Genomic DNA, 22,133 nt, shown 5'->3' on the forward strand with positions numbered 1-22,133 from the left:
CAGGCCGCGCGGCCCGGGGCCGGTATTTCAGCGAATGAACCCGGCGAGACGCCCCTGGATGATCTTCTGGGCGTCATCGACAATGCGCGCGATCAGTTCGGCGCAGCTCGGGATGTCGTGGATCAGGCCCTGGATCATGCCAGCGGTCCAGATGCCGTGATCCGGATCGCCGTTCTCGTAGACGACCTTGCCGCGGGCGCCCGCCACCAGGTGACGGATGTCCTCGAACTGCGCGCCTTCCTTCTCCTTGCCGACAACCTCAAGGCTGACGGTGTTGCGGGCGACGCGGGCGGTGTTGCGCATGGTGCGGAAGATCAGCTCGGTGGCGCGCTCATCGTTGGCGACCAGCTGCTCCTTGATCTTCTGGTGGATCGGGGCTTCCTTCGTCGCCATGAAGCGGGTGCCCATGTTGATGCCCTCGGCGCCCAGCGCCAGGGCGGCGGCGAGGCCACGGCCATCGCCGAAGCCGCCCGAGGCGATCATCGGGATGGTGATCTTCTCGGCGGCAGCCGGGATCAGGATCAGGCCCGGAATGTCGTCTTCACCCGGATGGCCGGCGCATTCGAAGCCGTCGATGGAGATGGCGTCGGCGCCCATGCGCTGGGCCGACACGGCGTGGCGGACAGCCGTGCACTTGTGAATGACCTTGACGCCGTGCTTCTTGAACTCGGCGATGTGCTCTTCCGGCTTGTAGCCGGCGGTCTCGACCGCCTTGACGCCGGATTCGATGATGGCGGCGCGATACTCGGCGTATGGCGGCGGATTGATCGCCGGCAAAATGGTGAGGTTCACGCCGAACGGCTTGTCGGTCAGATCACGGGTGCGCCGGATCTCCTTCGCCAGGTCTTCCGGCGTCGGCTGGGTGAGCGCTGTGATGAAGCCAAGGCCACCGCCATTGGCGACGGCCGACACGAGTTCAGCCTTGCCGACCCACTGCATGCCGCCCTGGGCAATCGGGTGCTCGACGCCGAACATCTCGGTGAAACGGGTTTTGATCATCTGAAATCCTCTGAAAAATCGATCGGCGGCGGCGGCGCGAAACATCCGGTCAAACGGAAATGGCTTCCCGCTGCATGACTGTCTGACGCCGCCGGCCGGCTCGGGGAGCCGGCCGCGCGTCGCGCAGCGCCCGGGAAGCCATGGCGCCTGGAGCGTTATTTGCGCCCGCTGGTGGGAATGGCGTTGAAGGCAACGTCCTTGTCGACGCGCACGTCAGCCGGCAGGTTGAGAACCCGCTCGGCGATGATATTGCGCAGGATCTCGTCCGAACCGCCTTCAATGCGGGTGGCCGGGGAGCGCAGCGCCATCGCCTGGAACTTGCCGCGGGCCTCCGCCTGCGCCGCATTGGTGAGGATGCCCGCCTCGCCCTGCAGATCCATGGCGTATTTGGCGATGTCCTGCATCATGGCGCCAGCGACCAGCTTGCCGATGGAGTTCTCGGGGCCGGGCGTTTCGCCTTTCGAGAGCGCCGACAGGGCGCGGAAGGCGGTGAACTTGAGGCCCGAAGCCTTCACGGCCCAATCGGCCAGCTTCGCGCGCACCGCCGGGTTGTCGACGTCGCCGGTTTCGATGGCGAAGTCCAGCAGGTCCGGGAAGCCGGTGGGCATGCCGGAGCCGATCGACAGACGTTCGTTCATCAGCGTGGTCAGCGAGACGTTCCAGCCGTTGCCGACCGGGCCAAGGCGCTGACTGTCTGGAATGCGGACGTTCTCGAAGAACACCTCGTTGAATGAACGCTGGTCGTTCATCTGGCGGATCGGCCGCACCTCAACGCCTGGCGAACGCATGTCCAGGAAGAACATGGTCAGGCCCTTGTGCTTGGGCACGTTCGGGTCGGTGCGGGTCAGCAGCAGGCCCCACTGGGAGTGCTGGGCGCCGGAGGTCCAGATCTTCTGGCCGTTGATGATCCAGTCGCCGGAGCCATCCGTCGCCTTCTCGGCGCGGGTGCGCAGGCCGGCAAGGTCGGAGCCGGCGGCCGGCTCGGAAAACAGCTGGCACCAGATCTCCTCGCCCGAGGCCAGGGTCGGCAGCCGCTCGCGCTTGGCCTCCTCGGAGCCCCAGGCCATCACGGTGGGGCCGCACATGCCGTGGCCAATGGTGAACAGGCCGGAGAGCTTGGCGTAGACGCCCTCCTCCTGGCCCCAGATCACCCGCTCGATCGGCGTGGCGCCGCGACCGCCATATTCCTTCGGCCAGTGCAGGCAGGCCCAGCCGGCCTCGGCCTTCTTCTTCTGCCAGGCCTTGCCGGCCTGCATCGGATCCTCGCTCTTGAGGTACAGGCCGCCGAAGCCGGACAGCTCCAGCTCTTCCTTCAGGTGCTTCGGCGCGTTGGCGGCGATCCAGGCGCGCGCTTCCTGGCGGAATGCGGCTTCTTCCGGGGTATCGTCAAAATTCATCGGTTCGTCCTCGGGACAGACGGGCGCCGCTGGCATGCGGGCCGCGCGGCGCTCCTGTCCGTGCAAATGGGGGGCGAAGCGGCCAGGCCGCTTCGCGGAAGCAACCGTCAGCGGCCAGGCGCCTGATTGAACGGCACGTTCTTGTCGACGCGCACGTCGCCCGGCAGCCCCAGCACGCGCTCGGCGATGATGTTGCGCAGGATTTCGTCCGTGCCGCCGGCAATGCGCATGCCGGGCGTGTTCATCACCATGTTCTGGAACAGGGCCGCTGCCGGCGCATCCTCCTGCGAGGTCAGCAGGCCGGCCTCGGCCTCAAGCTCCATGGCGTATTTGGCGATGTCCTGGGTCATGACGCCAGCAACCAGCTTGCCGATGGAGTTTTCCGGGCCAGGCCGTTCGCCCTTCGACAGGCTGGAAATGGCGCGGAACGCCGTGTAGCGCAGGCCGCTGGACTTCACCGCCCAGTCGGCCAGCTTCGCGCGCACCGCCGCATTGTCGATGGCCGGGCCGTCGGGAAGCTGGAAGTCCGCCACGAAGCTGAAGATCTCCGGGAAGCCGGTGGCGAGACGCGAGCCGATCGACATGCGCTCGTTCATTAGCGTGGTCAGCGCCACGTTCCAGCCGTCGTTCACCGCGCCGAGGCGGTGGCTGTCGTTGATGCGGACGTTCTCGAAGAACACTTCGTTGAAGCCGCGGCCACCGTTCATCTGGTGAATCGGCCGCACCTCGACGCCCGGCGCCTTCATGTCAACGATGAACATGGTGAGGCCGGCGTGCTTGGGCACGTTCGGATCGGTGCGGGTAAGCAGGATGCCGTAGTCGGAGTACTGGGCGCCGCTGGTCCAGATTTTCTGGCCATTGATGACCCATTCATCCGAACCGTCCGCCTTCTCCGCGCGGGTGCGGAGGGCGGCGACGTCCGAGCCGCCGGCCGGCTCGGAGAACAGCTGGCACCAGATTTCCTCGCCCGAGGCCAGCTTCGGCAGATATTTCCGCTTCAGATCCTCGGAGGCGTAGGCCATCACCGTGGGGCCGCACATGCCCTGGCCGATGGCGAAAGGCTGGGCCAGCTGGTTGTAGAGCCCCTCCTCCTGCTGCCAGATCACCCGCTCGATCGGCGTGACGCCGCGGCCGCCGTATTCCTTTGGCCAGTGGGGCACCGCCCAGCCGGCGTCGGCCTTCTTCTTCTGCCACGCCTTGGATTCGACCATGATGTCGCGACCAGGCAAACGCAGGCCCGCAAGGCCGGATTTCTTCAGGTCCTCATCCAGGTCATGGGGCGCGTTGGCGCTGATCCATGCCCGAACTTCAGCCCGGAACTTCGCTTCTTCTGGCGTATCGTCAAAGTTCATCGCCCTGTTCCTTCATCAGGCAAGAGGAACGGGCCGCACAGCCTGGCTGCGCGACTCCGGGAAAGCCTCAGGCCGCGTCGCGGGCCGAATTGCGGGCGCGCATGTGCGCGATCAGCCGGTTCTCCCACACGGCGAGGCTGCCGAGGTTGAGCGCCAGAAGGTTGGAGCGCTTGTAGTAAAGGTGGCAATCGAACTGCCAGGTGAAGCCCATGCCGCCATGCACCTGGATGTTGTTGGTCGAGCAGTGCTGGAACGCCCTGGTGGCGCTGACACGGCAGGAAGCGGCGGCCTCCGGCAGCTCGGCCGAGCCGGTGGACAGGGCGTAGGCGCCCCAATAGCAGTTGGAGCGGGCCAGGGTCGCCGAGACATACATGTCGGCGAGAATGTGCTTGATGGCCTGGAACGAGCCGATCTGGCGACCGAAGGCGATGCGCTCCAGGGCGTAGTCGCGGGCCATTTCCAGGGCGCGGTCGGAACCGCCAACCTGCTCGAAGGCGGTGAGCACGGCGGCGCGGTCATACACGGCGGCGATGACGGCTTCCGCGTCGCCGGAGCCGAGCTGCTCGACCGGGGCGCCGTCGAAGACGATGCGGGCGTGCTTGCGGCTGGGGTCGATGGTGTCGACCACGGTGCGGGTGACGCCGGGGCCGTTCAGATCGACCAGATACAGGCCAAGGCCCGAACCGCTCTGGGCCGCCACAACGGCGAAATCGGCGATGGCGCCGTCGGCGACCGGGATTTTGGCGCCCGACAGCTTGCCGCCGGAGACGCTCGCCTTGATGCGCGCGGCGGTCACTTCGCCAGCCGTCTCGGCGTAAGCGAAGGTTCCGATGACTTCGCCGGCGGCGATCTTCGGCAGGTAGTTCTTCTTCTGGGCGTCGCTGCCGGCGGCGAGCAGGAATTCAGCCGCGAGATAGACCGTGGAGGAAAACGGAACCGGGGCCAGGGCGCGGCCGAGTTCCTCGGCGATCACGCACAGCTCAAGATAGCCGAGGCCGGCGCCGCCGAACTCTTCCGGGATCGCCGCGCCGGTGAAGCCCATCTCGGCGAGGCCCTGCCACAGTTCCCTGTCGTAGCCTTCCTCGCCTTCGAGCACCCGGCGGACCACCGCCACGGAGCTCTGCTTCTCCAGGAACCGGCGCGCCGAATCGCGCAGCTGCTTCTGCTCGTCAGAGAAATCGAAGTTCATGTGTCCTCCCCGGAACGCCCGCGCGTTCCTGTGCGTCTGATTGCGACCGCCCGCCTGACGGCTTTCGCCGCCGCCATGACGCGAGGGCCAGAGGATGCTGACGCATCCACGCCCTGCCAAGCCCAATTTATCGCGAGGCATTCCCGCAAGCCCGATCCATTCGCATGGGATCGGGCAAGGAATGCCGCCGCGCTGTCCGGGCCCGGTCAGAACCCGCCTGGCGGCGCCTGACGACGCCCTGGCGGATTTTGATCATGACGGCTTGCATGATGCTGTTGCAGCACCTAACGATCGTTTGGTCAACAAAATAGAACCGGGCGCCGCCTGACTCAAGTCCGCCCGATGGGGATCCATGGCGGCGCCGCATCGTCCTTCAGAAAGACCGTCAGGGAAAGGTTCAGGAAAACGCCATGGAATACCAGCATCTCCTCGTCGAACAGGACGGCCCGGTGGCTCGCGTCACCATGAACCGGCCCGACCGCCTGAACGCGCTCAACCGCCAGCTTGTGGAAGAGCTGCGCCATTTTTTCACCGATCTGTACTGGCGCGATGACGTGCGCGTGGTGGTGCTGACCGGCGCCGGACGCGGCTTCTGCGCCGGCCTCGACCTGAAGGACCGCAGCGGCGAGAACGACCAGCCGACCACCTGGTCGTCGATGCGCTTCCAGCGCCGCATTGCCGAGATCGTCGTCGCCATGCGCCGCTGCCCGCAGCCGATTGTCTCGCTGGTCAACGGCGCCGCTTCCGGCGGCGGCTTCGCCCTGGCGCTGGCCTCGGACATCCGCATCGCCACGCCCAACCTGAAGATGAACGCCGCTTTCATCCGCATCGGCCTGTCGGCCTGCGATATCGGCGTCAGCTATTTCCTGCCGCGCCTCACCAACGCGTCGATCGCCTCGCAGTACATGCTGACCGGCCGCTTCATTGACGCGCCGAAGGCGCTGCAGCTCGGCCTGGTGGCGGAAGTCGCCGAAGAAGCCAATTTGCAGGCCGTTGGCCAGAGCTATGTGGACGACCTGCTGCACGCCACGCCGCTTGGCCTGCGCCTGACCAAGGAAGCGCTGAACCACGCCATCGACGCTGGCGGCCTCGAAGCCGTGATCGCCATGGAAGACCGCAACCAGATCCTGTCGTCGCGCTCCAACGATTTCCGCGAAGGCATCGCGGCGTTTCTTGAGAAGCGCAAGCCGTCCTACACGGATTCCTGATCCGGCGCGCGTTCACGCGCCTGCGCCAGACACAAGAGCCTCCGGTCCACGCCGGAGGCTTTTTCTTTGACCGCGCCAGCGACGCCCGCCCGTGGCGGCGCCCCTTTTTGCCCCCCAAAACGGCGGCGGGCGGGTCTTTCGACCCGCCCGCTCCCTGTCCGTGGCGCCACCGCGGTCCGGCCGAACCGCGCCGTGGCTTCAGTTGATCTGGCGCGTATAGCCGGCCCAGAACGGTTCGCGCAGGGTGCGGCGCAGGATCTTGCCCGAGGCGTTGCGCGGCAGCAGCTCGATGAAATCCACCGACTTCGGCGCCTTGAACGCGGCGATGCGGGTGCGCACGAAGCCGATCAGCTCCTCCTCGCTCACCTGCTTGTCCGGCCGCAGGGCGACGATGGCCTTCACCTCCTCGCCCCATTTCTGCGACGGAATGCCGATCACCGCCGCCTCGGCCACCGCCGGGTGACTGCACAAGGCGTTCTCGACCTCGGCGGGATAGATATTCTCACCGCCGGAAATGATCATGTCCTTCATCCGGTCATGGACGTAGAGATAGCCGTCCTCATCCATGTAGCCGGCGTCGCCGGACTTGAACCAGCCGTCGCCGGGCATGGCGGCGGCGGTCGCTTCCGGCAGATTGAAGTAGCCGACCATGTTGGACGGGCCCTTGATGGCGATCTCGCCGATCTCGCCGGGCGGCAGCGGCTTGCCATTGTCGTCCAGGATGGCGATCTCCACCCCTGGCAGCGCCTTGCCGGCGGAGCGCATGCGCGGCGTCTCCTCCATGGTGTGGTCTTCCGGCGGCAGCGCCACCACGGTGCCGGTGGTCTCGGTGAGGCCGTACATCTGCACGAAGCCGCACTTGAACACCTCCATGCACTCCATCAGCAGCGCATGCGGAATCGGGCTGGCGCCGTAGGAGATGCTGCTCAGACGGGAGTAATCAATCTCCCGGGCGCGCGGCTGGCGCACCACGAACTGCAGCGCGGCCGGCACCATGAAGAACTTGTTGACGCCCTCATGCTCGATCATGTCGAGCACCTGCGTCGGGTCGAACTCGCGGGTGATGATGGCCTTCACGCCATAGTACAGCACCCAGATGCCGAAGCCGGTGCCGCCGATATGGCCGTTGGGCATGGCGACGAGGCCAACGTCACCATCATACCAGTGCAGCCATTCCGCATCCGCGGCGTCCTGCAGCCGGCGCATGACGAGGAAATTGTTGTGGGTCAGCATGGCGCCCTTGGGACGCCCGGTGGTGCCGGAGGTGTAGAGCTGCAGGAACGGCTCGTCGGGACCGCATTCCAGACGCGGATCGATATCCGGCTGGGCGTCGCGCCATTTCCCGAAATCCGGCCATTCCGGCTCGCCGCCCTCCATGGCGATGACGCCCTGCAGGCTGGGGCATTCGGCGGCGACCTGGCGGCCGAGCTCAATGAACTCGGGGCCGACAAACAGCAGCTTCGCGCCAGAATCCTGCACGATGTAGGACACTTCCGGCGGGGCCAGGCGCCAGACCACCGGCACGATGATGACGCCAGCCTTGATGCAGCCGAAAATCAGCTCGAAGTAGAAGTCGGTATTCTTGCCAACGTGGGCGACGCGGTCGCCCGGCTTCAGGCCAGCGGCGATCAGGGCATTGGCGATCTGGCTGGCGCGCCGGTTGAATTCCGCATGGGTGCTCAGGCGCCCCTCGAACGAGGTCGCGACCTGGTCACCCTTGCTCGCGGCATGGACGCGCGGCACGTCCGCGAGCGTTTTCACATTGGCGTCGAGGCTCAATTGCATGGACGTGTGTCCCCTTGGGTCGCCGGCGGCGCATCGCCTTGCCGGCCTGCCTTTTTATCAGCAACGCCAGGGAAAACCCTCGCGTCCTTCAGCTGACCCTAACAGCCGGCGGGCGACAATTGTCAAGCGCGCAGGCTGTCAGGAACAACAGGCTGGGGACGGCCGCCAATCCGCTCATTTCCTCACGGGAGCCTGAGCGGAAACCCTGGCGAAAACCCGGGCTGGCGCGACGCCCTGCGCGCCAGGCGCCCTCACCGGGACGGAACGGACAGGTTGCGCTTGGCGGACGGCGCCTGCTCCTGTGCGGGCGGCGCGGTCAGTTCGCCCTGCTTGGGGGTGATGCCGGCGTTGCGCTCGGACGGCGGCGGCGGCACATACTCCCGTGGCAGCACGCCCGTGGGCCGGACCTTGCCGTTGCAAGCCGCGAGGGTGAGCGTTGAGGCCGCCGCCAGGGCGATCAGCGCTGCAGTCCGGAAAACCCGCGTTTGGGAAACACCTGTCATTGTGCTGTCCTGTTCTGGCCAGCGCGCGGTCGCCCGACGCCCGGCGGGGTGGGAGCATCATCTGCTCAAGGCGGCCATCGCCTTCAGCAGATCATGCCCGGATGCGGATGAAGCCGAGGCGCCCGATCCGGCGCATCGCTCCCTCCGCCATCATGCGGCGCCGCGCGCCTGCTGGCGCGGCGGTTACAATACAAAATACGTCATGTGCGCTTCATGTCACAATCAGCGCCACCACATTCGCCAATCCGGGGCAAATCCCGGGACAAAGCCCGGCGCCGCTTGCCAGGGTCACTGCGCCTGGATCACCACGCCCTTACAGGGGCGACACGGCGCCCTTCGCCCGCTCAAACGCCCCTGGAACCAGTTCGATATAAAGGATGCGCGCCGGATCGACCGGGCCGGGCAACGTCAGCGATCCCGGCGCGGCGACCTGGAAACCGAACCGGCTGTAATAGGGCGGATCGCCCACCAGCATCACCAGCTCCTCGCCAGCGGCGCGGCAGGCCTCAAGGGATTCGCGGATCAGCGCGCCCGCGATGCCCCTGCCCTCGAACGCCGGCTCGACAGCCAGCGGCCCGAGCATCACGGCGTTGATGGCGCCGGAACGCACCGCCGACAGCCGCACCGAACCCACCAGCAGCGTGCCCACCAGCGTCGTGAACGACAGATCCGGCCGGTGGGGCCGGCCCTCGCGCAAACGATACGCGGTGCGGGCGTAACGGCCCGGGCCAAAGGCGCGATCATGCAGACGCTCGATCTGCACGGCGTCAACAGGGCTTTCGGGACGCGTTGTCAGTTCAAGCTCGGCCATGGGCGACTCCGGAAAAACAGCGCCGCGTCCGGCGCCCGCTACCCGCGCCTTATCACCGCCTCGCCCCGCCGTCCATGACAGCTCATACACGACAGGGCCATGATGGCGCGCCGCCTCAGGCGCATGGGCAGCACGTCACCAGAATGGCGAGACCGGAGCCCCGTTCAGGATCTCGGCAAGGCGCGCCCGGGTGGCGGCGGTCGCGTCTTCCGGCAGGGCGTCCGGCGCGAAATAGCCGGTTGCGGCGATCTCACGATCCGGCGCGCGTGGCGCGGTTTGCCGGTGGCCATGCGCTACATACAGCGCCACATGATCGCGACGCGAGGCGCGCCGGTTGAAATACAGGCCATGCAGGCGCGGCGGCTCCTCGAGCAGGATATTGCCCTCCTCCTCCAGCTCACGGCGCAGGGAGGTCAGAGCGTCCTCGCCAACCTCAACGCCGCCGCCAGGCAGATACCAGCCAGGGATATAGGTGTGGCGCACCAGAAAAACCCGCCCATCGGCGTCAAAAACCGCGGCCCGCACGCCCATGGTCATGCCCCGCGCGAAGCGGAAATATTGATGCAGCGCGCCCTGCATCAGCCTGGTGGCGAAGGTGCTGGTCATGGCCTGCATCCGGTCATTGGTCGCTACATGTCCCTGTTCGGCGCCTCTTTGCGCATATCCCGCCTGGCTCACATGGGCTCTTGCCGGCATGAAGCCCTTGCCCGTATGGCTCCCTTGCCCAAATGGGGCCTGCCGCGCGACGCGCGGCGGATCACGTTACGTGAAGCGCAGGCGCGCGCCCAGCCTGTGTCAGGGGCGACGGAACGGCATTCCGGTTCGCCGGGCCGTGTCTCAAAGTTCAATGCCGGCGGACGATATCCCCTTGACCGCTATTGCTCGCGCGGGCGTGATCCGTTCAGATAACACAAGGTCAGGATACGAAGACGCCGACACATCCTGACATCTGCCGGCGCCGCGCGGCGGCAACCGCGTTGTGGCGGCGATTGTGCCGTCGCAATGTGGCTGCGGCGTTCCCATCACGGCGCACGCCGCTTTTCAGGATCCGGCCGCTTCACATGCTGATAGCCCATTTGTCCGACGCGCATATTGGCCCCCTGCCGGCCCCACGCCTGCGCGACCTCGCCGGCAAGCGGATCACTGGCTGGATGAACTGGCGGCGCGGCCGGGCGCTGGCCCATGACATGGACGCCCTCGCGCGCATCCGCGCCGACATTCACGCGCAGGCGCCCGACCACATCGCCATGACCGGGGATGTGGTCAACATCGGGCTGACGGCGGAATTTCCCGCCGCGCGCGCCTTTCTCGAAACCCTGGGGCCGCCAGAACAGGTCAGCTTCACGCCAGGCAATCACGACGCCTATGTGCGCAGCGCCCTGGCGCCGCTGCGGCAATATCTCGGCCCCTGGATGTCGGGCGACGCGGGCGAGCCGCCGGGCCCTGTCAACGGCTTCCCATTCGTGCGCCGCCGGGATGGCGTGGCCTTTGTCGGCCTCTGTTCCGGCGTGCCGACCCTACCGTTCCTCGCCAGCGGGCGTTTGGGCGCGCGACAGCTGGCGGCGGCGGAGGCCATGCTGGCGCAATTGCGGGCGGAGCGGCTCTGCCGGGTTGTGCTCATCCACCATCCGCCGCATGTGGGAGGCGCGGGCCCGGGGCGCGGCCTTGTCGATGCGGAGGCATTCGGGCGGATCATCGGCCGCGTCGGCGCCGAACTGGTGCTGCACGGCCACAACCACGTCATCTCGCTGGCGCGGATCGCCGGGCCGGACGGGACGGTTCCAGTCCTTGGCGCCCCGTCGGCGTCGGCCATGGCGGGGCTGCACAATCACCTGGCCGGCTATCACCTGATCCGCATCGCGCCCGATGGCGTGCGTTCACAATTGACGGCGGAGACCCGGGGCTTCAGCGACAGGCATCAGGATGCCGTCGCGGATCTGCCGCCGGTCGCCGACGGTGGGCGGCTCGACGCCAGATCCTGACCAGACAGGGCCCTGAACACCCGGCGCGGCCGGAGCGCGGGCGCCCTGATGCGCGCCCAGAGGCGCATTCAGACGCGCGCCGACCGGCGCAGCCAGAGGAGCACGGGAGCCTCGACCAGCCGGTACAGCAGCCAGCCGCCGAGCGACGAGGCGATCACCCCGGCGACGATGAACAGGGTGGACGTCATCCACGTCCCAAATCCCAATATGACGAAAACCTGGCGCATGGCCCGGATGATGAACGGATGCAACAGGTAGAGCGCGTAAGACGCGTCGCCCAGCTCCGCGAAAACCCGCACCACGCTGGCGAAGGGCCGGCGCAGAAAATCCAGGCGGCCCACGACGCGGACCGACAGTTTCTGGGTTTCGCCGAACGCCGCCATCGCCACCAGCAGCGTTGCCGGCAGACCATAGCCGGCGATGGCGCCCAGGGTCGGCCAGTCGCTCAGCGGTGGGCGCGTCGGCAGATCCATCGCCAGCAACGCCACGGCGATGAGCGCGCCAGGCCACGCCAGCAACGGGGAAATGGCGACGCCACGGCCGTACAGCAGGCCGAGGAACAGGCCAAAAATGAAATCCAGCACCAGCGGTCGCGTCCAGAACTGGAACGGCTCCGGCAGCGGCCCGGCCAGGGCGCCGATCAGCACGCCCAGCCCCAGCACGAGCGCCACGCCCATCACCGCCAGGCGGCGCGGCAGCAGCACAGCCACCGCGCACAGGGTGTAGAACATCATTTCATAGTTGAGCGTCCAGCCCAGCGAATACACCGGCAGGGTCAGGCCGTCCGCCCGTGGCCACGGAAAAAACAGGTATGACGCCAGGATCTGCCGCCAGTCCGGAACGCCGCTGTTGAGCACGCCAGGCGCCAACAGGACGACCAGCAGAAACAGCGAGGTCATCGCCCAGTAAAGCGGCAGCACGCGAATGAGCCGGCGCATGACGAACAGGTGAAAACCACCAGGCGCGCCAAACAGCTTGCGCGAGCTCAGGACGATGATGAAGCCGGAGATGACGAAGAAGACGTCGACGCCCGCCATCCATGGAAAGATTTCCGGGGGGCGCGGCTGGCCGGGGTACAGCCAGTTCAGCGCCTCGCTGTGGCAGTGATAGATGACTACGGCGATGGCGGCGAAGGCGCGCAGGGCCTGCAACAGCGCCAGCGTGCGGCCATTGGCTTTGGGATGGGTCGCAGCAGGATCGGTCGCAGGAGCAGCCGCGCCCTGGTCATGGGCCCCCACCGTCTGAACCGGTGCGGACGTCTGAGGGCTGGCGGACGGTGCTGTCTGCATGAGCTTCCGGTTTTTGCTGCGGCGACGACCGCATGGATGAACGAGACAGCCCCGGAAAACAAGCCTGACGCCGCCGTCGCATGCCCCCTGTCCGCACAAGCCGCTTGCCGGAAGCGCCACAATCATTGAAGAGGGAGCCAGACCCGGACCAGCCGACGCGCCGCCGGGGGCAACGGCTGGCTCCGCCAGCTGGCGCCGAAGTTGCCAGCAACGGGCGCAGGCCGCGCCGGACCGGGAAACACGCCGGCATCGCGACCGTCCCCTGCCGGACGGGCGGGGCGACAGGCGACATCACCATGAGAACAACCGGACGGCGACGCCGTCAGACCAGGGAACGACTGCGGGCATGAGCGACAACATTCCAGATGGCTTCCGGATGCTGCGGGACGTGGGCGGCCAGTTCATCAATGTGAACGGCCCGCTTTATTTCAGAAAAACCGACAGCGGCCTGATTCTCGGCCTCAGGATCGAGGAGCGCCACTGCAACCCCATGGGCATCTGCCATGGCGGCATGCTGATGACCTTCTGCGACATGGTGATGCCGATGGCCGCCAATTACGCCCACAAGCTGGCCCAGTTCCTGCCCACCATTTCCATGACCACGGACTTTGTCGGACCGGCGAAGCTCGGCGCATGGCTTGAAGGCCGCACGGACGTGCTCAAGGTCACCCGCAACCTGGTGTTCACCCAGGCGATCATCACGGCGGATGGCGAAGCGGCGGTGCGCGCCAGCGGCACCTTCAAACGCGGCGCGACCCAGGCTGATCTGGCGAAACGCCAGCAGGGCTGACCCCGCCAGGGAAGGCCGCCCTGGAGCCCCGGGGCCGGCGCGGCGAGCGGATACAAAAAAGCCGGGGTTACGCCCCGGCTTTCTGTTGCCATCCATCCGCGGACGGCAGGATCAGTTGACGTCCTGAATGGCCGAGAGCGTCCAGGGGCCGCGATTGTCGCGACGGAAAGTCCACACTTCGGTCACGTCGGTGGGGCGCGATGGATCGCCATCGACCACACGGCCGCTGGCGCGCTCGCGCGTCACGTCAATCATGGAATAGCGCATCGCCACGGTGGCGTAATCCGTAGCGCCCTCGCGCCAGGCCTCAGCCAGGTCGCCCTGAACCAGCTTGACGTCGCTGGCCTCATTGACGACACCGCGACGCTCGTTCTCGGCCAGTTCCTCTTCCAGATAGGCCGCCGCCTCCGGCGTGCAGATCCGGCGCAGGGTCCCGACGTCGCCGCGACCGTAGGCGGTCTGCATCTCCGCAAGCACGCGCTCGAAGTTTTCATAATCCTGCTGACCAAGCCCAACGCCATCGCTGCCAGCGGCCGCCGTCGCGGGGGCATACTGCGGCTGGCGTGGAGCAGCGGCGGCGCCCATGGCGCCCATGGCGCCGCCGAAACCGGCTGCGCCCATGCCAGGACGCGCGCCGGAGGGGGCCGGACCTGACGGAGACGCGCCTGACGGGGACGTGGCCGCCGTATAGTTGCTGGCGCCCGGCTGGGCCCCGGCGGTCGCCGCCTGGCGGCTGCGGAAGAAGCGCACGGCCAGCCAGACGAGGCCGCCGACCAGCGCGACCTGCAGCAGCAGACCCATGAAGCCGGCAAGGCCAGCCATGCCGCTGAAGAAGCCGCCGCCCATCAGCATGCCGATCAGGCCAGCGCCCAGCAGACCGCCCATCAGGCCCGCGCCGAAACCTCCGAAGCGGCGCGGCTGCGCCGCCTGGGAGGCCATGCCGGCCGCACCGGACTGCATGCCTGGCTGCGTCTGGGTGCGCTGCATCGGCGCTGCGGCGCCCGGCGCCGTCTGCGTCGACGGCGGCGCCGACCACGTCTTGGAGCCGCGGCTGCCGAAGCCGCCGCCACCGCCGCCCTTGCGCGCATCGGCGGCGCCGATCGTCATGCCTAAAGCAACCATCAGCGCCAGAGCTGCAAGGCCTGAGCGGCGCAACGCCTGATTCATCCGAAGGTACCCCCTGAAACAAAATGCATGGCTGCCATGTGGGCATGACATTGCCGGATTAAAAGCGTTCCAGAGTCATTTTTTGAGTCTTTTTCGTCGCCCATGCGGCTGCAACTCACATCCAGTGACGAACATGGGATCCGAAAAACCAGCGCCTGCTTGCCTGACGCAGGCGCCAGCGCATCCCCGTTGGCCCACGCGGACAATCCGGTTGCCTCTGGAGGGTCGGGGAACCGGCTTTCCGCCCGCGCGCCTCGCTCGCCTGACGTCATCAGGCAAATCGCGCGGCGCCGCCGCCAGAAAAGACGGCGGGAGCCCATCTGGAGACAGCCCGCGTCATCCACAGCCCCACCGCGCCGCCAGTTCTCAAAATTTATGAAGACATTTCAGGCCAATGCGCCTCGCCTTCCGGATCCGAACGCCCGGATGAAGGCCGTTTCACCGCGCTCGAGGGCCGAGTTACCCACCGCCCGCGACGGCAAAATGACGTTTCTGGCCGAGGGCGCTTGCCAAGCCGAAAATGTCAGGCTACATCAGCGCCATCAGACGCAAGCGCTTCACACGAAGCCGCCGACGCGTTGGCGCCCGTAGCTCAGCTGGATAGAGCACCAGACTACGAATCTGGGGGTCAGAGGTTCGAATCCTTTCGGGCGCGCCATTTACTCCATGACAATCTGGAAAGACCCGCATAGCGCGGCGCCTCGCCCGTGGCGATGCGCGCCGGGTGGGTTGACCCGCGCTCATTTGGGCGCGGTTTTGCCGTTGCCGCCCATGCGCCGGCCAGCGCCGCCTTTCATTGCCAGATGCGGCAAATGGCGCCAGAACCTCCCCGAGAACAGTCTGGATACCAGTGCACGGGAAGGAACCGCCATGACAGGCGCCAACGGAACGCAGTCCGCATCCATGAAAAGGCTGGGCGATTCCCTGCCGTTGCCGCGCGGCAAGGCCATGAAGAACCGCTTCATGCTGGCCCCGCTGACCAACATGCAGAGCAATCCGGACGGCACCCTGCATGAGGATGAATACAAGTGGCTGGTGCGCCGCGCCGAGGGTGGCTTTGCCCTGACCATGACCTGCGCCGCCCATGTGCAGCGCACCGGCCAGGGCTTCAACGGCCAGTTGGGCGCGTGGTGCGATGCGCAGCTCCCTGGCCTCACCCGCCTGGCCGATGGCATCCGCGCCGCGGGCAGCCTCTCCTCCGTCCAGTTGCAGCATTCCGGCCAGCGTTCGTCGCGTGAACTGACCGGAGCAGAGCCGGTCGCCCCCGTCGCCATGGCCGAAACCGGCGCCCGCGCCCTCACCACCGACGAAGTGAAGCAATTGCGCGATGATTTCATCGCCGCGGCGGTGCGCTCCGAAAAGGCTGGTTTCGACGGCGTGGAGCTTCACGGCGCCCATGGCTATCTGCTGTGCCACTTTCTCGACGCCGGCAACATCCGGGACGACGCCTATGGCGGTTCGCTGGAAAACCGCGCGCGCCTGCTGAATGAGATCATCGACGGCGTGCGCGCCGAAACCCGGGCCGACTTCCAGCTCGGCGTGCGCCTGTCGCCGGAGCGCTATGGCATTGTGCTGGACGAAGCCCGCACGCTGGCCACAGAGCTGATGACCTCGGGCAAGATCGACTATCTCGACATGTCGCTGTGGAGCGTCTTCAAACAGCCGGAAGACCCGGCGCATCACGGCAAGCGCCTCATCGACTGCTTCACCGAGCTGCCGCGCGGCAACACGCCGCTGGGCGTCGCCGGCAAAATCATGGATGCGGCCACGGCCCAGGCTTGCCTCGACGCCGGCGCGGACTTCGCGCTCATCGGCCGCGGCGCCATCCTGCACCACGACTTCCCGCTGCGCGCGCTTGCCGATCCCGCATTCTCGTCGCTGCCGCTGCCCGTCAGCCGCGACCATCTGGCGGCCGAGGCGCTGGGGCCGAAGTTCATCGACTATATGGCCACCGGCTGGAAGAACTTCGTCGCCGACGCCGCCTGACGCCAGGCTGGCTGGAACCCGCAACACCCAGAACCGCCAACGCTCCGGCCCACGCCGGAGCGTTTTGCTTTTCAGGCATGCGGATCGAACTTCGGCGGCAGGCTGAACAGGCTGGCGAAGCGGGCCGCCAGCGCCGGATCGCCCCGCTGGGTCAGGGTTCCAGCGGCCGCCAGCTCTGCCAGGGGCGCGCCGCCGTAAACGAAGGCGACCAGCGCCTCCGGCGCGCCGGTGAAGCAGATGTCGGCGGCGCCTGGATCGCCGCGCCCGGCGACGAAACCTTCCGCGTCCGCCCGGCCGAGCCAGCCGTCGTCGCCGAACCGGAAACCAACGGTGAACGGCGCGTCGCCCGGCCCGCCGGGCCGGAACATGGTCTGGAGCGACAACAGGACTGATACGGCGCTGATCGGCAGGGTGGGATCGTGGGCTGGCGAGCGCGCCGCCCAGCGCCCCAGCGCCGCGATCACCGGGCCGGCTTCATAGCCCCATTCCGTCAGCTCGTAGATCTGCACGCGCGCCGGCGGCGGCAGCACGCGCCGCCGCAGCACGCCATGCGCCTCCAGGGCGGCCAGGCGCTGGGTAAGCACATTGGCGCTCAGCCCCGGCAATGCGGCGCGCAGTTCACTGAACCGGCGGCCGCCCAGCATCAGCTCGCGCACCACCAGCAGCGTCCAGCGCTCGCCCAGCAACTCCAGCGCATGGGCAAGGCCGCAGGCATCGTCATAGGCGCGCCTGGCCGGGTTCACGGAGTTTTTAGTTATCTCTTTTAACTTCATGGTTGTTATTTATAACAATATTCGCATCATGGGGAAACGAAAAGGAGGATGCGTGATGAGCTACATTGATGGTTTCGTGATCGCCGTTCCGACGGCGAACAGGGAGAAGTTCCGCCTGCACGCCGAGACTGCCGACGCGGCGTTTCTGGAGATGGGGGCGCTGCGCGTGCTCGAATGCTGGGGCGACGACGTGCCTGGCGGCGTGCAGACGGATTTCCACCGCGCCGTTCAGGCGAAGGACGATGAAACGGTGGTATTTTCCTGGATCGAGTGGCCCGACAAAGCGACGCGCGACGCCGCCATGCAGCGCATGGAGGAGTTGATGAAAACCGACGACCGTTTCAATCCGGAAAAGAACCCGATGCCGTTCGACGGCAAACGGATGATCTATGGCGGCTTCGCGCCGCTGGTGTCGCTCGGCGCGTAGGAAAGCCGCGCCCGCGCCGGGCTGCGACTGTCTGCACCATCCATAAGTGAGCCGGAACGGCATCGGCCGCGCCCGGAAACACTGGCAGCGCCTGGAAACACTGGCAGCGCCTGGAAACACTGGCAGCGCCTGGGAGCGCATTGACAGGAAACCGACCATGACAGACAGCGCGAACGGCTGGGAACTGCGCGTCAGCCGCCACATCGCGGCGCCGCCGGAACTGGTGTGGCGGGTGATGACGGAACGCACGGGCGAGTGGTTCTGCCCCAAACCCTGGCGCTACGAAGTGGTGGCGCGCGACGCCCGCCCTGGCGGCCATGAAACCAGCATCATGCACGGTCCGGATGGCGAGGAAATCCGCAATGACGGGGTTTATCTCGCCTGGGAGCCCGGACGCCGTTTTGTCGTAACCGATGCCTTTGCCAGCGATTTCACGCCGAAAGAACCGTTCATGGTCGGTTTCTTCGAAGTGGAGCCGGATGGCGACGGCGCGCTGTACACGGCGCGCGCGCGACACTGGACAGAGGAAGCCATGCGCCGCCACAGGGACATGGGCTTTGAAGAAGGTTGGGGCGTGGTCGCCGACCAGCTCAGGGCGCTCTGTGAGGCGGAGGCGGCCGGCTGACGGCGAGACGGCGAGACAGCCCCGGGGCGTCATGCCAGCCCTCAGCCGGACGCCCGGTTACTCCCCGCCGCTGGCGAAATATTGCCTGAGCCTGGCGATGCGTTCTGGCGTCCAGCCGTCGGGCGGGCTCACCGCCAGCCAGGCGTCCAGATAATCCCCCGCCGCGAAGACGTGGCCGTAGCCCGCCGGCGTTGTCGTCGCCATCGCCATGTCGAGCGCCAGCTGGAGGAAGGTGACGCCTGGCGTCCAGCGCAGCAGCGGCGATACGTCCGGGCCACGCGGCGGCTTCATCCAGTCCGGCTCACGGTAGAAGGATGAAAAACTGAAGAACGTCACCGGATCGCTGGCGTATTGCAGATAGACCGTGCGCATCGGCCCCCAGTGATCGCCCTGCTCTTCCAGGGCGTTGCGCTGGGCGGTGAAGCGGACATGCGCGCCATCGCGAAAGCGCGGCAGCCATTCGGGCGAACCAGGGTTGCGGTTGTCCGTGATCGTCCGCCAGACCCGGCTGGGGAATGGCGGGCCGGCGAACATCGCGCCCTGGTAGGGATCGCCGATGATTTCGAACAGTTCGGCCGAGCGCTCGCCGTTCATGGCGCCGAGGCTGAGCCCATGCAGATAGAGCTTCGGCCGCGTGGCCTTTGGCAGCGTCGTCCAGTAGCCATAGACCTCGAGGAACAGGGCCCGCGCCATGTCGGCGCCGTAGCCCGGCTCCACCATCAGCGACAGCCAGCTCGCCAGATAGGAATATTGCGCCGCGACGCTGGCAACGTCGCCGCTGTGCAGGAACTCCAGCGTGTCGATGCCGCCAGGATCCACCCAGCCGGTGCCCGTTGGCGTAATGATGACAAGGACCTTGCGATCGAACGCGCCGACCCGCTTCATTTCAGCCAGCGCCAGCGCCGCCCGTTCGCGCGGCGTCTCGGCGGCGCGCTGCCCGACGTAAACCCGCAGGGGCCGGACAACCGGGCCAGGAGCGAAGCGGGACAAGGCCTCCTGCGAAGGCGCGCCGCTGACGAACCGGCGGCCGGCCGCTCCCAGATCCTCCCAGCGGACCAGCGAGGCGCCGCTGCCTGGAACGAGAGGATCGTCCGGCGGCGCGCTCTCGGCCGGAATGCGGGCGTCCACGGCGGCGTAGGATGAATCCGCCGCGTGCAGCGCAAACCGCAGCAGCACGCCGTTGAACACGCCCCAGAACAGCAGCACGGCGCATATGGCGCCAAGCAGGGCCGCGATCTTTGGCGGAACCATCCGCGAAAAACGCAGCGCCACATACCGCAACACCAGCTGGAACAGTCGCCCCAGGACCAGAAGCAGCAGAAATGTCAGAACAGCGAGCAGGGCCGCCTCCAGCGTGTCCGACTGCCCGGTCAACGCCATGCCCATGCGCTGGCGCACATCGTCCTGCCAGGCGCGGGCGAACCACATGGCGTAGCCCACCAGCGCCACGCCGCCGGCCAACGCCGCCAAGCGCGCCACGCGCAACCAGGGGCGCGCCGGATCGGGCAGCTCCAGAAACCGCCACAGCCAGCCCAGAAACGACCCGAAGGCATAGCCCGTCGCGGCCGCGCAGCCGGAAAGCACGCCCTGGGTGATCCAGGTTCGGGGGATGAGCCCCGGCGTCAGCGCCGCGGCTACCGCCAACAGCGCGAAGATGCCCCCCGCGACTGAAACAGGCCGCAACAGCCAGCCGGTCCTGCCATCTGACATATCTGATCTCCCGCCTGATCCGACGCCTTCCCCAAACGCGCCGGGCGGCCGCGCCCGTTGCGGGGAAACATTCGAGCCGGCAATGCCCCGGGCTGGCGCCAGCCTGCGCCGGGACAGCGCCAGATTACATCGCGGCAATGCCATGCTCCGGCGCGAAGGTCCATCGCCCTGCGGCAATGGCCAGGCCGGGCCAGGCGCCGGAAGACATGGCGCCCCGTTCCAGCCGCACTCCGGCAATTGCCGGATGCGGATTGCCCGGAACACCCATACCAGATCGCGATGATGCTGGCGCATCCGCGCCGGCCAGACTCACATCAATATGGCTAACGCCCTTGCCTTGCGCGCCGTGCGCCGTGCGCCGCCCTGACCAGCGCGAAACCCGATGCACCAGACCCACCGGGCCCTGGCGCCACCGCTGGCGCCGGACACACGAAAACGCTATGCGGTTGGGCCTGCCACAGGGGTTCGCGACGACGGCCCCCGGCATGGCCAGGAGGAGATCCATGACCAGGAGAAGATCATGGTGAAGCCGATATTGCAGGAATTGCGGGACGATATTCAGGTGGCCGCCGGCTTTCTCACCCGCATTCCCGCCGGCGCGGTCGACAGGCCGGACATTGCCCGCTGCCTCAGGGTTTTCCCGGTGATCGGGGCGCTGATCGGCGTGGCCACCGCTCTGGTTTATCTGGGCCTTGCCCGCGCCGGCGCGCCCCTGCCCGCCGCCGCCGCCATCGCCTTTCTCGCCAGCGCCATGCTGACCGGGGCCCTGCACGAGGATGGCCTGGCCGATATGGCCGATGGCCTCGGCGGCTACACGCGCGAGCGCCGGCTGGAAATCATGCGCGACAGCCGGATTGGAACCTTCGGCGCGCTGGCCCTGGTGTTTTCCGCCATTGCCAGGGTTTCGGCCCTGATCGCCCTGCCCCTGCCCATGGCCATCCCCGCCCTCGCCGCCTGCGGCGCCCTCGGCCGCATGGCGCCGGCGGCGATCAGCCGCTGGACCCCCCAGGCGCGCAGGGACGGCCTTGCCAGCTCGGCCGGGCGCCCTGAATTGCATGTGGTCGTATCGGCCGTGATCGCGGCGCTGGTCATCGCGGCGCTCTGCCTGCCGAAAGCCTGGTTTGTCGCGGCCATTGCCGTGACCCTTGCCAGCGCGCTCGCCATGCGCTGGCTGGCGCTGCGCCTGCTCGGCGGCTACACCGGCGATGTGCTCGGCTGTGCTGAACAGGTTACCGAAATCGCCCTGCTACTGCTCTTCGCCGCCATGGCCGGGGCAGTTGCATGAATGGGCTGCGACGGATTTTTCTTGTCCGGCACGCGCCGGTGGCAGGTCCGGCCGGCGTGATCCATGGCCCGGATGCGCCGGCTGACACGGCGGACGACGCGCTTGTTGCAGCGACGCGGGTGGCCTTGCGCCAGTCAGCCGCCGCCGCGACCAGCTGGAGCAGTCCGGCATTGCGCACGCGCCAGACAGCGGCGGCGCTCGAGCTGGCCCCAACGCTTGACCGCCGGCTCTCGGAACAGAATTTTGGCGACTGGACCGGCCGCCGCCACGCCGATCTGGCCGCGGAGCCCGGCGATGCCTATGCGCTGTTCTGGCGGGACCCCGCCAGCAACACGCCGCCAGGGGGAGAAAGCTTCAGCCAGCAGATCGCCCGGATCGGCGATTTTCTCGGCTCTCTCAAGGACGGCGACCATGTCGTCGTGACCCATTCCGGCGCCATCCGGGCCGCTGTCGCCGTGGCGCTCGACATGCGGCCGGCAACCGCGCTCAGCCTCGTCATCGAACCACTGTCGGTCACGCTGCTCGAACACATGTCAGGCGGCTGGCGCGTTGCCTGGATCAACCGGCTGGCCATCTGGCCGCGACTGGCGAGCCGCTCCTGATCTACAAAGGCGGAGGCGGCGCCCCACCCTCCAGGAAACAGTATCGCGCCGCGACAGGGGCCGTCCCGAGGCATCACGCGGCCCGGGGCCCATCTCAGAACGTGCGGTCGATCCGCAGGCGGGTCAGCCAGTTATCGTCATAGGTGGTGGTCTTGCCGGTGAGCGAGCCAAACTTGTTGGCGTCGTAGACGCGTCCCCCGGCGATATCGAGGCGCTGGTACAGGGCCTCAACCCCGATATCGAGGTCCTTGAC

20 protein-coding genes and 1 tRNA gene are annotated in these 22,133 nt (G+C 67.3%); 9 read left to right on the forward strand and 12 right to left on the reverse strand.

Annotation, left to right across the window (positions count from 1 at the left end):
- Positions 1–27: 27 nt before the first annotated feature.
- The 4 genes from ACERNI_RS13995 to ACERNI_RS14010 form a co-directional block, all read right to left on the reverse strand.
- Entirely contained in the window at positions 28–999 is a 972-nt protein-coding gene (locus tag ACERNI_RS13995) for an NAD(P)H-dependent flavin oxidoreductase (RefSeq protein WP_448833904.1), read from the reverse strand.
- Positions 1,000–1,154: 155 nt separating this feature from the next.
- Positions 1,155–2,396, reverse strand: a complete 1,242-nt coding sequence (locus ACERNI_RS14000; RefSeq protein WP_448833905.1) for an acyl-CoA dehydrogenase family protein — start codon at positions 2,394–2,396, stop codon at positions 1,155–1,157.
- 107 nt (positions 2,397–2,503) lie between these two features.
- Positions 2,504–3,748 carry an acyl-CoA dehydrogenase gene (locus ACERNI_RS14005; protein ID WP_448833906.1) on the reverse strand — a complete coding sequence of 415 codons (1,245 nt, stop codon included), beginning with the start codon at positions 3,746–3,748 and terminating at the stop codon, positions 2,504–2,506.
- Between the two features lie 67 nt (positions 3,749–3,815).
- Positions 3,816–4,937: an acyl-CoA dehydrogenase family protein gene (locus ACERNI_RS14010; protein ID WP_448833907.1), complete on the reverse strand. Its 1,122-nt coding sequence runs from the start codon at positions 4,935–4,937 to the stop codon at positions 3,816–3,818.
- A gap of 410 nt (positions 4,938–5,347) precedes the next feature.
- Here ACERNI_RS14010 and ACERNI_RS14015 point away from each other — a divergent pair, with 410 nt between their 5' ends.
- Positions 5,348–6,145, forward strand: a complete 798-nt coding sequence (locus tag ACERNI_RS14015; RefSeq protein WP_448833908.1) for an enoyl-CoA hydratase/isomerase family protein — start codon at positions 5,348–5,350, stop codon at positions 6,143–6,145.
- 198 nt (positions 6,146–6,343) lie between these two features.
- On the opposite strand, the gene ACERNI_RS14020 is transcribed toward ACERNI_RS14015, so the two are convergent.
- From ACERNI_RS14020 to ACERNI_RS14035, 4 genes are all read right to left on the reverse strand, one after another.
- Entirely contained in the window at positions 6,344–7,924 is a 1,581-nt protein-coding gene (locus ACERNI_RS14020; protein WP_448833923.1) for a fatty acid--CoA ligase, read from the reverse strand.
- Between the two features lie 257 nt (positions 7,925–8,181).
- Positions 8,182–8,433 carry a hypothetical protein gene (locus tag ACERNI_RS14025; protein WP_448833909.1) on the reverse strand — a complete coding sequence of 84 codons (252 nt, stop codon included), beginning with the start codon at positions 8,431–8,433 and terminating at the stop codon, positions 8,182–8,184.
- A gap of 313 nt (positions 8,434–8,746) precedes the next feature.
- Complete coding sequence (locus ACERNI_RS14030; protein WP_448833910.1) at positions 8,747–9,244, reverse strand: GNAT family N-acetyltransferase; 498 nt, start codon at positions 9,242–9,244, stop codon at positions 8,747–8,749.
- A 135-nt stretch (positions 9,245–9,379) separates the two neighbouring features.
- Entirely contained in the window at positions 9,380–9,850 is a 471-nt protein-coding gene (locus tag ACERNI_RS14035; RefSeq protein WP_448833911.1) for an NUDIX domain-containing protein, read from the reverse strand.
- Positions 9,851–10,305: 455 nt separating this feature from the next.
- On the opposite strand from ACERNI_RS14035, the gene ACERNI_RS14040 reads away from it, so the two are divergent.
- A complete protein-coding gene (locus tag ACERNI_RS14040) occupies positions 10,306–11,226 on the forward strand; it encodes a metallophosphoesterase family protein (RefSeq protein ID WP_448833912.1) in 921 nt (306 codons plus the stop codon).
- 68 nt (positions 11,227–11,294) lie between these two features.
- Here ACERNI_RS14040 and ACERNI_RS14045 read toward each other — a convergent pair whose 3' ends face one another.
- Positions 11,295–12,515, reverse strand: a complete 1,221-nt coding sequence (locus ACERNI_RS14045) for an acyltransferase family protein (protein ID WP_448833913.1) — start codon at positions 12,513–12,515, stop codon at positions 11,295–11,297.
- A 346-nt stretch (positions 12,516–12,861) separates the two neighbouring features.
- Here ACERNI_RS14045 and ACERNI_RS14050 point away from each other — a divergent pair, with 346 nt between their 5' ends.
- Positions 12,862–13,305 carry a PaaI family thioesterase gene (locus tag ACERNI_RS14050; RefSeq protein ID WP_448833914.1) on the forward strand — a complete coding sequence of 148 codons (444 nt, stop codon included), beginning with the start codon at positions 12,862–12,864 and terminating at the stop codon, positions 13,303–13,305.
- A 111-nt stretch (positions 13,306–13,416) separates the two neighbouring features.
- Here the strand turns inward: ACERNI_RS14050 and ACERNI_RS14055 are convergent, their stop codons facing one another.
- Positions 13,417–14,412, reverse strand: coding sequence for a Tim44 domain-containing protein (locus ACERNI_RS14055; protein ID WP_448833915.1), 996 nt, complete (start codon positions 14,410–14,412; stop codon positions 13,417–13,419).
- A 641-nt stretch (positions 14,413–15,053) separates the two neighbouring features.
- Here ACERNI_RS14055 and ACERNI_RS14060 point away from each other — a divergent pair.
- Both ACERNI_RS14060 and ACERNI_RS14065 read left to right on the forward strand, forming a co-directional pair.
- Positions 15,054–15,130 (forward strand) — tRNA-Arg (locus ACERNI_RS14060).
- Positions 15,131–15,342: 212 nt separating this feature from the next.
- Complete coding sequence (locus ACERNI_RS14065; RefSeq protein WP_448833916.1) at positions 15,343–16,458, forward strand: NADH:flavin oxidoreductase; 1,116 nt, start codon at positions 15,343–15,345, stop codon at positions 16,456–16,458.
- Between the two features lie 71 nt (positions 16,459–16,529).
- Here the strand turns inward: ACERNI_RS14065 and ACERNI_RS14070 are convergent, their stop codons facing one another.
- A complete protein-coding gene (locus ACERNI_RS14070; protein WP_448833917.1) occupies positions 16,530–17,231 on the reverse strand; it encodes a winged helix-turn-helix transcriptional regulator in 702 nt (233 codons plus the stop codon).
- Between the two features lie 55 nt (positions 17,232–17,286).
- On the opposite strand from ACERNI_RS14070, the gene ACERNI_RS14075 reads away from it, so the two are divergent.
- Together ACERNI_RS14075 and ACERNI_RS14080 are read left to right on the forward strand one after the other, a co-directional pair.
- Entirely contained in the window at positions 17,287–17,658 is a 372-nt protein-coding gene (locus tag ACERNI_RS14075; RefSeq protein WP_448833918.1) for a DUF1428 domain-containing protein, read from the forward strand.
- A 157-nt stretch (positions 17,659–17,815) separates the two neighbouring features.
- Positions 17,816–18,283, forward strand: a complete 468-nt coding sequence (locus ACERNI_RS14080; protein WP_448833919.1) for an SRPBCC domain-containing protein — start codon at positions 17,816–17,818, stop codon at positions 18,281–18,283.
- Positions 18,284–18,340: 57 nt separating this feature from the next.
- Here the strand turns inward: ACERNI_RS14080 and ACERNI_RS14085 are convergent, their stop codons facing one another.
- Positions 18,341–19,993 (reverse strand): alpha/beta hydrolase, encoded by a 1,653-nt coding sequence (locus ACERNI_RS14085; RefSeq protein ID WP_448833920.1) that lies wholly within the window; start codon positions 19,991–19,993, stop codon positions 18,341–18,343.
- Between the two features lie 520 nt (positions 19,994–20,513).
- Between ACERNI_RS14085 and cobS the strand changes: the two genes are divergently transcribed.
- Together cobS and ACERNI_RS14095 are read left to right on the forward strand one after the other, a co-directional pair.
- The gene (gene cobS, locus ACERNI_RS14090; protein ID WP_448833921.1) at positions 20,514–21,278 is read left to right on the forward strand and encodes an adenosylcobinamide-GDP ribazoletransferase; all 765 of its coding nucleotides are present in this window, start codon (positions 20,514–20,516) and stop codon (positions 21,276–21,278) included.
- Complete coding sequence (locus tag ACERNI_RS14095) at positions 21,275–21,880, forward strand: histidine phosphatase family protein (protein WP_448833922.1); 606 nt, start codon at positions 21,275–21,277, stop codon at positions 21,878–21,880. Before cobS ends, ACERNI_RS14095 begins: the two co-directional genes overlap by 4 nt.
- Positions 21,881–22,133: the final 253 nt, after the last annotated feature.

It is taken from the genome of Camelimonas sp. ID_303_24, from assembly GCF_053543495.1.

Coding starts and splice junctions, on each gene's coding strand:
- ACERNI_RS13995 (WP_448833904.1), bottom strand. CDS start 999: ATGATCAAAACCCGTTTCACCGAGATGTTCGGCGTCGAGCACCCGATT.
- ACERNI_RS14000 (WP_448833905.1), bottom strand. CDS start 2,396: ATGAATTTTGACGATACCCCGGAAGAAGCCGCATTCCGCCAGGAAGCG.
- ACERNI_RS14005 (WP_448833906.1), bottom strand. CDS start 3,748: ATGAACTTTGACGATACGCCAGAAGAAGCGAAGTTCCGGGCTGAAGTT.
- ACERNI_RS14010 (WP_448833907.1), bottom strand. CDS start 4,937: ATGAACTTCGATTTCTCTGACGAGCAGAAGCAGCTGCGCGATTCGGCG.
- ACERNI_RS14015 (WP_448833908.1), top strand. CDS start 5,348: ATGGAATACCAGCATCTCCTCGTCGAACAGGACGGCCCGGTGGCTCGC.
- ACERNI_RS14025 (WP_448833909.1), bottom strand. CDS start 8,433: ATGACAGGTGTTTCCCAAACGCGGGTTTTCCGGACTGCAGCGCTGATC.
- ACERNI_RS14030 (WP_448833910.1), bottom strand. CDS start 9,244: ATGGCCGAGCTTGAACTGACAACGCGTCCCGAAAGCCCTGTTGACGCC.
- ACERNI_RS14035 (WP_448833911.1), bottom strand. CDS start 9,850: ATGACCAGCACCTTCGCCACCAGGCTGATGCAGGGCGCGCTGCATCAA.
- ACERNI_RS14040 (WP_448833912.1), top strand. CDS start 10,306: ATGCTGATAGCCCATTTGTCCGACGCGCATATTGGCCCCCTGCCGGCC.
- ACERNI_RS14045 (WP_448833913.1), bottom strand. CDS start 12,515: ATGCAGACAGCACCGTCCGCCAGCCCTCAGACGTCCGCACCGGTTCAG.
- ACERNI_RS14050 (WP_448833914.1), top strand. CDS start 12,862: ATGAGCGACAACATTCCAGATGGCTTCCGGATGCTGCGGGACGTGGGC.
- ACERNI_RS14055 (WP_448833915.1), bottom strand. CDS start 14,412: ATGACGATCGGCGCCGCCGATGCGCGCAAGGGCGGCGGTGGCGGCGGC.
- ACERNI_RS14065 (WP_448833916.1), top strand. CDS start 15,343: ATGACAGGCGCCAACGGAACGCAGTCCGCATCCATGAAAAGGCTGGGC.
- ACERNI_RS14070 (WP_448833917.1), bottom strand. CDS start 17,231: ATGAAGTTAAAAGAGATAACTAAAAACTCCGTGAACCCGGCCAGGCGC.
- ACERNI_RS14075 (WP_448833918.1), top strand. CDS start 17,287: ATGAGCTACATTGATGGTTTCGTGATCGCCGTTCCGACGGCGAACAGG.
- ACERNI_RS14080 (WP_448833919.1), top strand. CDS start 17,816: ATGACAGACAGCGCGAACGGCTGGGAACTGCGCGTCAGCCGCCACATC.
- ACERNI_RS14085 (WP_448833920.1), bottom strand. CDS start 19,993: ATGTCAGATGGCAGGACCGGCTGGCTGTTGCGGCCTGTTTCAGTCGCG.
- cobS (WP_448833921.1), top strand. CDS start 20,514: ATGGTGAAGCCGATATTGCAGGAATTGCGGGACGATATTCAGGTGGCC.
- ACERNI_RS14095 (WP_448833922.1), top strand. CDS start 21,275: ATGAATGGGCTGCGACGGATTTTTCTTGTCCGGCACGCGCCGGTGGCA.